Below are 15,892 nucleotides of genomic sequence, written 5' to 3'. Positions count from 1 at the left end.
TTAGTTTTTTTCTTTTAACTCTTCCGAAAGCATCTCATCATTATTATCGTCAGTAACTTCAACATCGTAAATTTCAATGATTGGTTTTCTGAATGATCTTGTGGTAATGATTTTATCAAGAGTAATTATGAGTGAAGGCAAAACAATAATATTAAAGAAAAGCGCAACAAATAAAGTTATCGAAATCAACATGCCCAATGCTTGCGTTCCTCCAAATTCTGATACCGAGAATACAGCAAAACCCATTACAAGAACAATGGAAGCATAAATCATACTGATACCTGTTTCGCTTAAAGCATTAGAAACAGCAAGTTTAATATTTCCTTCATTTGTTTTCAGTTCATGCCTGTATTTCGACAAAAATAGCAAGGCATTATCAATTGAAATTCCCAATGCAATACTAAAAACTATTAATGTTGATGGTTTTACGGGAATACTTGCATACCCCATTATTGCAGCAGTTACGAGCAAAGGTATCAGGTTACATATCATTGCAATAACAACCATACGATATGAAGAGAATACAATCGCAACCAAAACTGATATTATAAGTATTCCTATGATTAAGCTTTCCCAAAGATTACGAATTAAAAAATCGGTTCCTTTTGTAAATACCACGCTATTTCCGGTAATGGTAACATCGAATTTTTTAGGATTAAAAATGGAATCAATCTTAGGTCTTAATTTAGATTCAATAAGCTTCATTTCTTTACTTCCCACATCTTTCATTTGAACACTTATTCGTGTATAACGTTTCGTACTATCGAGAAAAGAATGCATCAGGTTTTTCTTACCTTTTATATTCGTTGGAAGATATGATAAAATAAAATCTTTTTCATTATTGTTGGGAATTTTATAAAACGATGAGTCGCCATTATAAAATGCCTGCTTGGCAAATTTCACAAATTCAGCAAGGGATAATGCTTTTGAAAACTGGGGAAAACTATCGATCTCCTGTTGAAGTTTATTAATTTTATTAATCGTTGATAACTTCATTACCCCGTTTTTCTTTTTTGTATCAATGCATATTTCAAAAGGCATTACACCATTAAAGTTCTTTTCAAGAAATTTAAGGTCAACAAATATCGGGTCAGAAGATTTGATATCATCAACCAATTTTCCTGAAGTCTTCATAAAGGTAGTTCCAAATATACAAACCACTACAAAAAGCGTTGTAATAATATAAACAATACCCCGCCTGTTAAAAACCAACGATTTTATAGTTTCAATAACCTTTACAACTTTTTTATTTTCCAAATGTTCAACATGTTTTTCTTTAGGTGGTGCCCAATAGCTGAACAGAATTGGTATTAACGCAAGCGACAATAAATACTCGATCATTACATTAATTGATGCTACGATTCCAAATTCGCGTAACATTACATTAGAAGTGAAAACAAAAGCAGCAAACCCTGTAGCTGTTGTTAAATTGGTCATTAGCGTAGCAAATCCTATTCGTTTTACAACCCTTGATAATGCTTTGATTTTATTTCCATGAAGTTTGTATTCCCAATGATATTTATTGATCAGGAAAATACAATTTTCAATAGCAATTATGGTAATCACCGAAGGAATAGCGCCGGTAAGAATAGTAATTTTAAATCCAAATAGCGAAAGCGTTCCAAGTGTCCAGATAATACTAACTAAAACAATTATCATTGAAGAGAAAACAACTTTGGCTGATTTGAAAAAAAGAATCATGATAATCGCTGCAATAATCAAAGAAAGTATAATAAAAAGTATAAGCTCTGATTTAATTTTTTGTGTTGTAAGTGTCCTGATGTATGGTAAACCTGAATAATGGACTTCACTTCCGGTCTTTACCTGATAATTATCAATCGTTGATTTAATATCAAATATCAACCCTTCCCTGCTCTTATCGTTAATTTTATTTTTATCAAGTGTGATACCTAACAGGAAAACATCTTTGCTCTCATTATATAATAAACCTTTATAGAATGGAAGAGAGAAAATTAAATTTCGGATACTATCAACTTCAGCTTGTGTTTTAAGTTTACCCGGAACTATGGGCCCAAAGCTAAATTTTTTCAGGCTGTCATTTTTATAAATATTGATCAGACGGGTAATTGACACTACTTCTTCTATACCTTCTTTTTTCTTTATTTCTGAGCACAATTCATATAAAGCATTAAACTGTGTAAGTTCAAAAATTTTATTGTTCTTAATTCCGACAGCAAAAACATTCCCGTCTTCACCAAACCGGCTTTTAAAAATATCATATTTAATTGACGTTGAATCGCCCGATGAAAGCATTCGGGGCAACTCATAAGAAAGCTGAACGGTTAATGCCTGGTAAGCCATAAAACCCGTTAGAAGAGCAATTACAATAATAATTCCCGGTCTATTCCTTAGTATTAATCTAACAAGTACAGTCCACATTATTTATATTTTTATGTAACCCTATTTTTTTAGAAACCTCAAAATTAAGATATTCATTTGTAAAAGAAAAATGAATAAATTATTTTTAATCCTTCAATTTTATGTTTATGTCTAATAATAATTGTTAGGTAATTTTTATGTAAGGACTAAAGCCCTTTATAATTGTGGGTTTCACAATAACCCCGACCTTAAAATCGGGATTAATAAAACTCAATAAAATTGGGCTTTAGCCTAAAAATTATTAAAAGATTAACAAACTATTGTAATAATAAAACTTTTATTAAATGGCTTAATCTTTGTTTATTTATTTTTGCAACTTAATACATGATGTTATGAAAAAAATATTTACCCTTTCAATCACACTGATGATAATCATTTCGGGATGTTCTTCGTCAAAAAAATTAATGCAAAAAGGATTTTACGATGAAGCGATAAACAAGTCATTGAAAAAAGTTTTGAATGAAAAATATAAGGAACTTAATGTACTTTCAAACTCATACAAACTTGCAAACCAGAAAGACCTTGATGATATTACATTTTTAAAGAAAACAGGTGAACCCGATATTTGGGACAAAGTATATTCAAAATATGTTTCTCTTAAAGTACGCCAGGAAAAAGTAAAAGTATTGCCCGAAAATTTATTAAGCAAAATTGGTTTTGAAAATGTAAATTATGATAACGATATTATCGAAGCCAAGAAGAAAGCTGCCGAATATTTTTATGTTCATGCAAAATCTCTTTTAAAACAAAGCGGATGCGAAAATGCACAAAAAGCATATTATGAATTTGAAAAAGTAAAAAATTATTATACCACTTATAAAGATTGCGATTCGCTTGAAAAAGCAGCTATTGTAAAAGGAACAGCAAATGTGTTATTTAAAATCTTAAATGGAACAACTATTCCATTGCCTGCAGATTTTGAATCCATACTTACAAAAATATCAATGTCGGAATTGAACCAGATGTGGATTAACTACGATACCAAAGAAGTTGAAGGACGCGATTACGCTTATGTTATTTTGATGAACATAAAAGTTATTGATGTTTCACCGGAATCAATCAAAGAAAAACAATATACCGAAACAAAAGAAATTCAGGACGGATTCACATACAAACTCGATTCGCTTGGCAATGTTATGAAAGACAGCTTAGGTAATGATATTAAAATCCCAAAATATAAAACTATTACCTGCATTGTTAATGAAACCATGCAAAAGAAATCGGCTGTCATCAGCGGAGCTCTTGATTACTTAAGTGCAGAAACAGAAGATTTGATAAAGACCGAACCTGTTACCGCCGAATCATTTTTTGAAAATTATTTTGCAACAGCTAATGGTGATTTGAATGCACTTACTGATGAAACCAAAAAGAAATTAGGTAATGATTTTCTACCTTTCCCTTCAAACCCTGCAATGATCTTAAAAGCAGGAGAAGTATTAAAAGGAATGGTTAAAGATATTGTCTGGAAAAATAAATCATTATTAAAATAAATTAAAATCTATCTTTCAGAAAAATAAAAAAACTCATGATTGCTCATGAGTTTTTTTATGAAGCAAAATTTATTTTTATTTATTGTTGTACTCATCAAAAAAATCATTTCCCTTATCATCAGTAATGATGAATGCCGGCATATTTTCAACCCTGATTTTACGGATAGCTTCCATGCCAAGGTCTTCAAAATCTACAAGCTCAACAGACTTAATATTTTCAGCAGCAAGTATTGCAGCAGGTCCACCAATAGAGCCAAGATAGAATCCACTATATTTTTTGCATGCATCTTTAACAGCTTTGGTACGGTTTCCTTTTGCCAGCATGATCAACGAACCACCAAGGCTCTGGAATAAATCAACATAAGGATCCATACGTCCGGCAGTTGTTGGACCAAAGCTTCCCGAAGGCATACCTTTCGGAGTCTTTGCAGGGCCTGCATAATAAATAGGATGATTCTTAAAATAATCAGGCATTGGTTTACCTTCATCAATAATTTTTTTAAGCTGTGCATGAGCTGCATCCCTTGCAACTATTAGTGTTCCGGTAAGACTCAACCTGGTTTTAATTGGATATTTTGTAAGCTCGGCCAGAACTTCTTTCATCGGCCTGTCGAGATTTATTTCAACTGCTTTTTCAAGTTTCGGTTCTTTTGCAGGAATAAAACGTTCGGGTTTTCTTTCAAGCTCTTCAATGAAAATTCCATTCTCATTAATGTGTGCTTTAATATTTCTGTCGGCACTACAACTCACTCCCAATCCAACAGGACAAGAGGCTGCATGACGTGTAAGCCTTATCACCCGTACATCGTGGGCAAAATATTTTCCACCGTACTGTGCACCTACACCATATTCATTACAAATTTTTTCAATTTTCTTTTCCCATTCAATATCACGGAATGCACGACCGCTGGCGTTACCTGTTGTTGGCAGATTATCAAGATAGCCGGCAGATGCTTCTTTCACGGTTTTAAGTGTAACTTCAGCAGAGGTACCGCCAATTACAAGCGCCAGGTGATAAGGCGGACAGGCTGATGTACCAAGATCTTTAATTTTATCTTTCACAAATTTTACCAGCGATTCTTCATTCAACAATGATTTTGTTTGCTGATATAAGAATGTTTTATTAGCAGAGCCACCGCCTTTGGTAATAAACAGAAAATCGTACGACATCCCTTCTGTTGCATAAATGTCAACCTGTGCAGGCATGTTCGTTCCTGAATTCTTTTCTTCAAACATTGACAATGGTATTATCTGCGAATACCTCAGGTTCTTTTCCTGGTATGTTGTATAAATTCCTTTCGATAAAAATTCTGCATCATTACCGCTCGTCCAAACCTGCTCACCCTTTTTGCCTATCACTATTGCTGTTCCGGTATCCTGGCACCATGGAAGTTCACCTTTAGCAGAAATAACAGTATTTTTAAGCATCACATGCGCAACAAATTTGTCATTGTCTGTTGCTTCGGGATCGTCAAGTATTTTTGCACACTTTTCAAGATGAGAAGTGCGAAGAAAAAATGACAAATCAAAAATTGCTTCTTTTGCAAGAAGCTCTAATCCTTTCGGGTCAACCTGTAAAATTTTTCTGCCTCCTGCTTCAATTACTTTTACATAATCTTTTGTAAGCAGTCTGTACCTGGTTAAATCCTTTCCAATCTGAAAAGGCTTTTCATAAATAAAATCCGCCATAGTGTATGTTGTTTATAGTTTAAATTTTATTTTTCTTTTTTTACAGAAATTCTTCAATTCTTTCAGGGGGCCTGCAAATAATGGCTTTATTATTTTTTACAACTATTGGACGTTCCATCAATATCGGATATTCGCGAATAATGATAAGCCATTCATCGTCGGTGAACTTTTTTTTCTGAAATTTTTCCTTGAAAATTTTTTCGTTCTTCCTGATAATATCAAAAGGTTTCAAATGCAATTTTGCAAGAAGCTTTTTTAATTCTTCAATGCCTGGAATATTTTTCTGGTAATCGATTATCTGAATTTCTGCATTGTGTTTCTGTAATTCATCAACAACACTACGACTTATTTTACAACGGGGATTATGATAAACCTGGTACATATTAAAAATTAATCGACATGCTAATTTACATTTTTTGTTATTTCATTAACAATATTATGTAAAAAAAATCCAAAGTATCAAATTCAAAAAGAGAAAAGAATTTTCAAACACTATTATAGCGTTTAATCTCCTTAATTATTTTTTCCAAGAAGACCATTTGGGTTTTGAGCTTGATGCTTGAATTTTAGGACTTATTTCTGTCCGAATTCCATCAGGTAAGCTTTAATAAAATCGTATAAATCGCCATCCATCACTGCCTGCACATTCGATGTCTCAACACCTGTTCGTAAATCTTTGACCATTTTGTAAGGATGCATAACGTAATTACGAATTTGCGAGCCCCATTCTATTCTTTTTTTATTTCCTTCTATTTCAGCAAGTGTTTCTTTTTTCTTACGCAGTTCCAATTCGTATAACTGCGATTTAAGCATCTGTAAAGCTTTTTCACGATTCTGTTGCTGTGAGCGGGTTACCTGGCATTCGATGATAATACCGGTTGGAGCATGGCGCAAACGAACTGCGGTCTCAACCTTATTCACATTTTGTCCGCCCGGACCTGAAGAACGATAGGTATCCCAGCTAATATCGGCAGGATTGATATCGATATTTATATTTTCATCTATTATAGGATAAGCAAACACAGAAGCAAATGATGTGTGACGTTTATTGGCAGCATCAAATGGCGAAAGCCTTACCAAACGGTGAACACCGCTTTCCCCTTTCAGATAACCATAAGCGTAATCACCTTCAAATTCGAGTGATGCCGATTTTATTCCGGCAACATCGCCTTCCTGCACATCAAGAACATTTATTTTATAATTATTTCGTTCGCCCCAGCGGATGTACATTCGCATAAGCATTTCGGCCCAGTCCTGGCTTTCGGTTCCGCCAGCTCCCGAATTGATATTTAATACAGAACCCAGTTTATCTTCTTCTCCGCTAAGCATATTGCGGAATTCAAGAACCTCAATATTATTTAAAGTAGCGGAATATTGTTTATCAATATCCTCTTCGGTAGCTTCGCCTTCCTGGAAAAAATCCCACATCACATTCAAATCGTTCATTCCGCTTTCAGAAAGGGAATATGCTTCAGTCCAGCTTTTTTTTTCTTTAATTGATTTTAAAATTTTTTCGGCTTGTTTGGAGTCGTTCCAGAAATCGGGTTGTAATGTAAGTTTTTCTTCTTCGGCAATCAGTGAAAGTTTTTTCTTAATGTCAAAGGAACCTCCTTAAGGCTTCGAGCCTTCGGGTAAGGTCTTTAATATTTTCAGCAGTTACCATAATTTTATATTGAAATGCAAATTTAATTAATAATCATTAGATAGCAAATAATACCGATTGTATATATGTAATAGTCCAATAAATTGTATTATAACATCTATGTCATCGGCATAACCATTGTAAAATTTAAAATAGCCTTTGGACTATTTTAAATTAACAATTGGTATTACTTCATTGATGATAGCAAATAGAAAATATCAAATAGAAGAAATGGTTGTGGTTTTTGGCTGATGGCTGCTGGCTTGGTTATATGTTTTTTGTTAATGGAGTTTTTCCACCCCCCTTTAACCATTGACTTGGCTTGTAGCTAAACCTTTCAACCTTTGACCTTTTTATAGCTCCGCCACGGCGGATAGATAATTGCAAATAGAAAATATTAAATTGATGTCCGCCAAGGCGGATTGGTTGTTGGCTGATGGCTGCTGGCTTGGTTATATGTTTTTTGTTAATGGAGTTTTTCCACCCCCCTTTAACCATTGACTTGGCTTGTAGCTAAACCTTTCAACCTTTGACCTTTTTATAGCTCCGCCACGGCGGATAGATAATTGCAAATAGAAAATATTAAATTGATGTCCGCCAAGGCGGATTGGTTGTTGGCTGATGGCTGCTGGCTTGGTTATATGTTTTTTGTTAATGGAGTTTTTCCACCCCCCTTTAACCATTGACTTGGCTTGTAGCTAAACCTTTCAACCTTTGACCTTTTTATAGCTCCGCCACGGCGGATAGATAATAGTAAATGGAAAATATTAAATTGATGTCTTTGGTTATTAGTTTGTGGTTGCTGGTTAGGTTATTCGTTTTTCAGAGTTATTAGGTAATTTTATATTAATCATTCAAAATTGAACATTCATCCTTGATTCTTATCCACCTCGGCGGACTGCATGCTGAATTACCTCAGAAATTCAATCACTTCATGCTTTTCCTGTACTTTGACATTTTAAAAAGTAAATTGAAAAACATTTATATAGTTGTCTTAAGAAATAATATAATTTATTCCTTTATAAATTTTTTCAATAAACAACTTTCGTTTGTTTTAACTTCAATAATATAAACACCACTTGGAAATGCTGAAACATCAACACTTGTTTTATTACTGTTTGTTGTTAGGGTTTTTATTAGTTGTCCCTGAATTGAATAAAAGTTTATTTCTGTTTCTTTAGAGTTTTTAATGGTAATATAATTTTTTACAGGATTAGGATAAAAAGAGAAATCATTAATATAATTATATTGTTCTGCTATTCCCGTTAATTCAGATAATGGACGTTTCCATACACCACCACCAGATGTTCCCGGTTTACTTGTACCGGCATAAATAGTATCTCCTTTTATGGCTAAAGAAAAAACATAAATATAATTTACTAAACCGTTACTTTCCAATGTCCAAAGTTGTCCATTGTTTGAAGAAAAATATACCCCATTATTAGTTCCTGCAAAAATGTTATTCCCACTTATGACTAATGAGTAGATTGAAGTACTTGCTATACCTGTATTTTCAGCAATCCAATTATTTCCATTATTTGTAGAAACATATATACCATTATCTGTACCTGCAATAAAATTGTTCCCGTTTATTGCTAATGAATAAACTGAAGTATTTACTGGTAAACCATTATTCAAAGTTAACCAAACTATTCCGTTGTTTGTAGATAAATACACACCACCATCAGTCCCGGCAATAATGGAATCCCCTTTAATTACTAAAGCTAAAACAGCAATAGTATCAGATAAAGATGTTGCTGCCCAATTTTGTCCATTGTTTGTAGACAGATAAACACCGCCATTAGTTCCTGCAAAAATGGTGTCCCCTTTTATAGTTAATGCTTTGATATTGGCATCTAATAAGCCTGTATTCATATCTGTCCAATTATTGCCATTATCTGTTGATAAGTATACCCCATTATTATATGTCCCAGCAAAAATGTTGTTTCCGCTTATAGCTAATGATTGTATCATTGTACTTGTTAAGCCTGTATTCACAACAGTCCAATTATTTCCATTGTTTGAAGACAAGTACACACCACTACCATAAAAAGTCCCGGCAAAAATATTGTTTCCGCTTATGGCTAATGAATAAACTTGAGTATTATCAAGGCTTGTCTGTTGCCATTGAGCATTTATATGATTAATGGTTAATGTAAATACAAAAATAAATAGTATTATTTTTTTCATTTTATTTCATTTAAAATTAATAATTCAACATTAAAAATTCTTGTGTTTTATTTCTGAATTACCTCAGCAACTCAATACATCCATGCTTTTCCTGCACTTCTCCGTTTTCAAAAGTAACAGTAATAATATAAAAATATGTCCCTTCCGAAACTTCATTTCCCTGTTCGGTTTTACCATTCCACCCGATAGCTATCGGGTTGCTGTTTGCATCTGTAAACTTGTATAGCTCCTGCCCCCAGCGGTTAAATATTTTTCCGCTTATGGTTTTAATATTTTTTCCATGAACTATAAAATAATCATTGTAGCTATCGCCGTTGGGGGTAAAGGCATTTGGTATTGTAATTGAATCATTGCAATCTTTTACAAATACAGTAATGCTATCAATCGTTTCATCGAATTTAAAATCTTTTTGGGTTAAATAATATTTTGTTGTAATTTCAGGTTTAGCATAAGGGTTTGCAATTGTTGTATCGCTTAATCCTATTGATGGTTGCCAGTTATATAGGTATTGAGCATGAGGCGTAGAACCTATCTGCACACTATCGCCTTTGCATATTGTTGTGTTATTTCCTGCTTCAGCAATATATACAGGTGCACTGCAATCGTAAACGCACACATCATCTATGTAATAATATGTCATTCCTCCACAATATCCAGATGAATCTACATGGATAGTATCTGAAAAAGGATCGTCATTAAAATTCCCGATAGTAATATATTTTTCACCTCCTGATGCAACAAACGAACCTGATATTTTTTTCCAACCGTCTTTATTTGTTAAAGGATTTGTACTAATATTAATAATTTGAGGAATGCAAATTATAAGATCGTTCGTACTATTTATTGCCATTGTAGACAGGAACGCCCCAAGATTATTTACAGCATAATCTGATTTATCTCCAAGACTTACATAAAATTCAACGCAATATATCGTATTGTTTTTTAAACTATCTATTAGAAGAACCTGTACATATTCTCTACCCAGTTCTGACTTATAAAATGAACAAATTCCACTATAACCAATACCTGTATGTGCATTTTCATTCCCCCATGAATTATCAGGAACAGAAGAACCAGTTGAAATACTACAACAAGAATTGCAAAAATCAGGAGTGCGATTATTTGGGTTTTGCCATGGAATAGAAAAAGATAACTGACCTAAAGAAGATGGACAGATTGAATATTCTTCAAAACTTGGATTAGGAACTAAATTTTGAGTAATTCCTTTTACTGTATATAGAAAAAACAATAATATTATTAGTACTTTTTTCATAAAATAAAAGCATTCCGATATATATCGGAATGCTTCGAAGTTTAAAAATTATTTAATAACTGTAAGTTTATCATTGAATAAAACATTGCTTTTTTCATCTAATATTTTACAAATATAAACACCTTTATTAATTCCACTTAAGGATAAAGTATAAAGATTTTTATTTATACTTTCTGAAAGTATAGTTTGTCCAAGAACATCTATTAGCTCTATCTTGTATATACTTTTGATTTCAATAGGTATAGAAATAATAACCTCGTCTTTTGCAGGGTTGGGATAAACACTAATTGTTATTTCCTGTATGGTATTTTCATTAGTGTTTGACAATTTTGAACCCGATGCAGGCAAAGTATTTTCGCACGAATTGATGTACTCTGTTATATCGCCACATGCTTTAAGGTATGCACGTGCATGGTATACTGCTGGTCCGTACTGGTAAGGACATTGCTGAGCTATTTCTGCAAATACAGGTTTATCGGCATCAGTAAGCAGATACTTATTATCTGAAATTAGTTTTTCAGAATACAATTTATAAAAACCTATAAGGTTATCCGCCATTGTACTGCTCGATGTAATACTACTAATTTCCTCCTGTGCTTTTGCATATTCGCCATTTTCAATAAAATTGTTTACCTGTACCAGTTTTCCAATATCACTATCCTGATTGGCTTGCATAAAATTGCTTACTATACTTGTTGTGGTTTGGTTTTCCGATAAAACATTTTTATACAGGAAATACCTCATCAGCCATTTGTTTTCACTGCTTATTAGTGCATCATTGTTATTTTCAATTATTGCAGTGTACTCATCTGTTTTATCAATTACAGGAACTTCTGCTTCTGTTTGGCTCATACTCATAGCACCTCCTGAACAATAATTACAACGCACATAAGAATAGCCGGTGGTTTGATTAATAGTAACTGGAGGATAACCAATAGTGAATGTGTTAATTGTTGGCACATAAACACCTCCTGTATTTCTAACATAAAAAGGAGATTGGTTACCATAGGAATTATAAGCATAAGTATCGCTATTACGACTACCTGTAACCCACCAAGTATTATCAGTAGGATAACCGCTTGAGCCTTGCTGGCCCATAACGCACCAATTTAGGAAAAGTCCGTCCATGTAATTGGTCATATCATTTTTCGACATATCGGTACCGGGAGTACAAACTCCGCCAAAAATTATTCCCCTGCCAACAGATGAAGAACTGTTGCATTGCATTATTGTTCCGGGACATCCATCGGCACGTATGCCAGTAATACGCCAGTCACCATTACCTCCCGAAGGTCCTGTTACGGTATTTTGAGCAATTGTAGCGCTTTGGCAGTTTTCGGCAAGAATTCCACGAGTTTCATATGATTGTGAAGTTATGGGAGCTTTTATACTAATTATATTACATTTTACCATAGCTGCACTTGAATTTATTACATGAATCCCTCGCTTATACGTTACAAGTGTATTCTTATATATCTCTACGGGAGCCGATGATTGTGAAACAGAACCTGTATAAATAGCTTCACCCCAATTATTCCCAATAATAGTATATTCGAGATTGTTTTCTGTAATATCAACAAAATAATTATCATTAGTACAAATGCCATTTTCACAATTCTGGAATAAATTACTTTTATAATAACCCGAAACATAATGATCGCCTACTTTAAGTTTAGCTAACGGGTATGAAGAAGATGTATTGATAGCATCGGATTGAATTGCCGTAAAAATTGTATGTGTAGGGTTTATATACGAAACCGTAGGTTTTATATTGGTAAACTTATTATTGTATACCTTTACATAGCTGTCAAGAGATTTTATACCAAAATCCATATTATCGAATTGATTTTTGGCAGAAGTTGCGCTATCACCAATAAATAAAAATTTTACCGAATCAGCTTCAACTCCAATATATGTTCGTTCATTTTTGTGAGGATATAATAGAGTTGAGGTACAATAGAAATTTGTTGAGTTAATATGTCCAACATGACTTGCATTATAATAATGCGCCCAAACACACTTATAATTTTTGTCAAATAATGAATTCAAAAAACTAAATCCGCCACCAGCAATGGAAACCACTGCATTAAGAGCATCTTTTACTGTTGAACCTTCAATAAATACTAATGCTTTCTTTTTAGTAGAAGTAACATAAATACCGTCCCATAAAATAGTATCGCATGCCTGTAAATTACTTCTTGTAATATTAAGTGTACAACCGGGAACAATATTTATTTTTGCCATAGGACCAAAATATACCTGGTCATCATTCCAGTTTACTGTAGGATATACAGTACCAAAATTGGTAATAGTTAAAGTGCCATTCACTATAATTGTACTTCCGTTAATTGTAGTATTTGAATTTATCGTCGCATCGTTATATGTATATGTTGCCGTATTATCGCAACATTCATATACTTTAAAAGTAGACGTTGTAGTACAGCCATTATTATTAGCTGTAACTGTAATTGTTCCTCCCCCGGGAAGATTAATACCACTTGATCCCCAGTCAATGGTAAAAGTACTTGATGTAAAAGAATGAGCTATGCCTCCATTTACTGACCAAGTCCACGTATATGCAGAGTTAAAGGGTGAAACAGTATATGTTTTAGGTTGCGGATTACAATTATTATTTTTCCCGGAAATAGTAAAAGCAGGAGGAGGTGTACTTACAGATACAATTACATTATCGCTTCCTGTACATCCTTCAGCAGTTGTTCCAGTAACAGAGTAGGTTGTTGTTGTCGTTGGACAAACAATAATAGGATTTGATGTAGATCCATTACTCCATATATATGAAGAAGCTCCTGTTGCAGTTAATGTAGCACATTGCCCCGCGCTACAAATAGCTTGATTATTTCCTGCATCTACAATTGGGCTTTGATAATATATTCCCGCTAAATGCAAACTTCCAACATCATAACCACCTCCGAAAAGTGGAATATTTATAGTGAAATTATAAGTACTTTGGTTTTGAGTTAAATTTGTTGCTTGTTCTTCAAAATTCCAGAAATTTGGTAAAAAGTTAATTGTATTAATATTATTATATGTTACAGAAGGATATTGATTTGGGCCATATGCATTATCCTGAAAATCTGCAAGCAATAAAAAAGCTTTAGGATTATTAGGTGTATTAATAATATTTAAGCCCGATAATTGCTGACTCATGGTGCTACTACCATTGCTTTGAATCATTCCATTATATATATTTATGTTACCTATAAAATTACTGTTGGGTATTTTATAAATAATAAATAATGTTGCTCCATCAGTATCAGGGTTATAAGGAGGTTGATAATTTGCTGTAGGAAGCAAATTCACTTTATAAGTTCCACTATATGGTAGAGAAATATAATTTGTTACTTCTGTTTCAAAACTCCTGATTCCATACATCCAACCATTACCTGTAGGAGATGAGACAAGATAAGGAACATTATTAATCGTATAAGAAGTGTTAGAAGTATTATAAAATTGAACATTGCAATTATTATAACTACTTGCACAATCATCAATAACCCATGTTATAAAGGCTTTTACAATAATTGCATTATTTGGAATACCAGTTATATTGATAGATGCCGGTTGTGTAACAGATGTAGGGCTAAGATGCCTAGCCGCTAATTTTACACTTCCTGTAGTATAATTTAATCCACAACCGGAATAACTATATGCTTGAACTAATTCACCTGTTTGGGTCATTATTTCTTGACCACTGTACCTCCCATTTTGTCCTTTTACATCAATTGTAGCAATCCATGTTGCAATTAATACCAGCGCAAGTAGCGCATTTCTGATTTTTTTTGTTTTCATTGTTTGGGATTTTGATTAAACATTTTGTTAATTCAATTTTAATTTAATAATCTGCAAAATTTTTCAGAAAAAAATTAACTAAAAATAGAACGCATAAATATATGGCGATATTTTAAATATAGTTAATAACGTATTGAATTTAAGACTTTTTCGCATTTTAATACTTTTGCATTAATTCGATAAACTGGTTATAACGTTCGGTTATACCATGCATTAATAAGTGCATCCTGTTCATAACTATTTTTTTCCTTTACAAACTGTTAAAAACAACATAAAGTCAAACACAAATTTATATTTGGTTATGTTTTGACAATAGGTGGTAAGTTTGAATTAATAATTGGAAAATGAAGTGATTTTTTAATTTTTCAAGTCTCTGAATTATTAGTGCCTCTCTTATTTAAAAAACAGCAAATAATACAATATCCTTTATAAAACTTACGTTTTTTCTTCAAAGCTTTTTTATCAAGAAAAAAGTAGGTCGAAAAAATAAATTACAAACAAAAAAAAATGAAAACTATGAAAACAAATGAAACAGGCCACGCCAGGAACGTAGCCAATTTTGAACAATTAATTTCCTTTTGTACAGGATATGGTACAACTTACAATCCGGCTAAAGCATCTCTTAAGCTCACAGCATTAAATACCCTGCTTACTGCTGCCCAAACATCACTGGCAACTGTAAAGGACAAACATAATGCATATTCATTAGCTGTCGATGCACGCGAAATTTTGTTTAATCCATTAAGTAAATTCACAACACGCGTTTTAAGTGCTTTGGAAAGTTCCGATGTTACTGTACAAAAAATTGATGATGCTAAAACTATCACGCGAAAAATTACCGGCAAAAGAGCTACACCTAAAAAAGAGATTATCAGCCTCCCCGGCAAAGTTGCCGAAACACAACCCGAAATAAATACTATAAGCGAAGAAATTAAACAAATATCTGCATCGCAAATGAGTTACGATAATCGTATCGATAATTTTGCTAAGCTTATCAATTTATTAACTTCCGAAACAGGATACATCCCTAATGAAACTGATTTGAAGGTTGCAACTTTGAATACCTTGCTGACAAATATGAAAACAAAGAATACTGCGGTAATTAATGCCATAACTGCATTAAGCAATGCCCGTATCGAACGTAATAAAATCCTTTATAAAGAAAATACCGGCTTATATAATATAGCAATGGATGTAAAAGTATATGTAAAGTCGGTATTTGGTTCAACAAGTCCTGAATATAAAGAAATCAGCGGTATCAAATTCACTAAAACTGCTTAACCGTTTTTTGGTAACAGCCTGCATGTTTTGGTTTTTAACCTACCTGTTTCAGGAAACAAAGGGTTGTGCCAGGGAAACAAGCGATTGTTTTCAGGAAACTGTGGGTTTTGTATAGAA

General features: G+C 33.1%; 10 protein-coding genes. 2 read left to right on the top strand and 8 right to left on the bottom strand.

Translation table 11 applies throughout. The features are described 5' to 3' along the window. Nucleotides 1-2,400, bottom strand: coding sequence for an MMPL family transporter (locus tag PKK00_03495; GenBank protein HNW97463.1), 2,400 nt, complete (start codon nucleotides 2,398-2,400; stop codon nucleotides 1-3). Between the two features lie 332 nt (nucleotides 2,401-2,732). On the opposite strand from PKK00_03495, the gene PKK00_03490 reads away from it, so the two are divergent. Then, nucleotides 2,733-3,890, top strand: a complete 1,158-nt coding sequence (locus PKK00_03490) for a hypothetical protein (protein ID HNW97462.1) — start codon at nucleotides 2,733-2,735, stop codon at nucleotides 3,888-3,890. A gap of 75 nt (nucleotides 3,891-3,965) precedes the next feature. Here the strand turns inward: PKK00_03490 and PKK00_03485 are convergent, their stop codons facing one another. From PKK00_03485 to PKK00_03455, 7 genes are all read right to left on the bottom strand, one after another. Continuing rightward, the gene (locus PKK00_03485) at nucleotides 3,966-5,579 is read right to left on the bottom strand and encodes a fumarate hydratase (protein ID HNW97461.1); all 1,614 of its coding nucleotides are present in this window, start codon (nucleotides 5,577-5,579) and stop codon (nucleotides 3,966-3,968) included. A gap of 40 nt (nucleotides 5,580-5,619) precedes the next feature. Continuing rightward, nucleotides 5,620-5,961 carry an ArsC/Spx/MgsR family protein gene (locus PKK00_03480; GenBank protein ID HNW97460.1) on the bottom strand — a complete coding sequence of 114 codons (342 nt, stop codon included), beginning with the start codon at nucleotides 5,959-5,961 and terminating at the stop codon, nucleotides 5,620-5,622. A 191-nt stretch (nucleotides 5,962-6,152) separates the two neighbouring features. Then, a protein-coding gene (prfB, locus tag PKK00_03475; GenBank protein ID HNW97459.1) for a peptide chain release factor 2 occupies nucleotides 6,153-7,242 on the bottom strand; the annotation gives its coding sequence in 2 pieces (ribosomal slippage) (nucleotides 6,153-7,178 and nucleotides 7,180-7,242; 1,089 coding nt in all). 246 nt (nucleotides 7,243-7,488) lie between these two features. Next, on the bottom strand, nucleotides 7,489-7,719 hold the full coding sequence (locus PKK00_03470) for a hypothetical protein (GenBank protein ID HNW97458.1): 231 nt from the start codon (nucleotides 7,717-7,719) through the stop codon (nucleotides 7,489-7,491). Between the two features lie 513 nt (nucleotides 7,720-8,232). Further along, complete coding sequence (locus PKK00_03465; GenBank protein ID HNW97457.1) at nucleotides 8,233-9,411, bottom strand: T9SS type A sorting domain-containing protein; 1,179 nt, start codon at nucleotides 9,409-9,411, stop codon at nucleotides 8,233-8,235. 58 nt (nucleotides 9,412-9,469) lie between these two features. After that, a complete protein-coding gene (locus PKK00_03460; GenBank protein ID HNW97456.1) occupies nucleotides 9,470-10,684 on the bottom strand; it encodes a gliding motility-associated C-terminal domain-containing protein in 1,215 nt (404 codons plus the stop codon). A 48-nt stretch (nucleotides 10,685-10,732) separates the two neighbouring features. After that, complete coding sequence (locus PKK00_03455) at nucleotides 10,733-14,494, bottom strand: T9SS type A sorting domain-containing protein (GenBank protein HNW97455.1); 3,762 nt, start codon at nucleotides 14,492-14,494, stop codon at nucleotides 10,733-10,735. A 516-nt stretch (nucleotides 14,495-15,010) separates the two neighbouring features. Here PKK00_03455 and PKK00_03450 point away from each other — a divergent pair. Next, a complete protein-coding gene (locus PKK00_03450) occupies nucleotides 15,011-15,775 on the top strand; it encodes a hypothetical protein (protein ID HNW97454.1) in 765 nt (254 codons plus the stop codon). The last annotated feature ends 117 nt before the right edge of the window (nucleotides 15,776-15,892 follow it).

The sequence above is a fragment of the Bacteroidales bacterium genome (assembly GCA_035353855.1).
Taxonomy (GTDB): Bacteria; Bacteroidota; Bacteroidia; order Bacteroidales; family CG2-30-32-10; genus DAOQAK01.
Note: the sequence above shows the minus strand (reverse complement) of the source record. Positions and strands in the feature narration are given on the sequence as shown.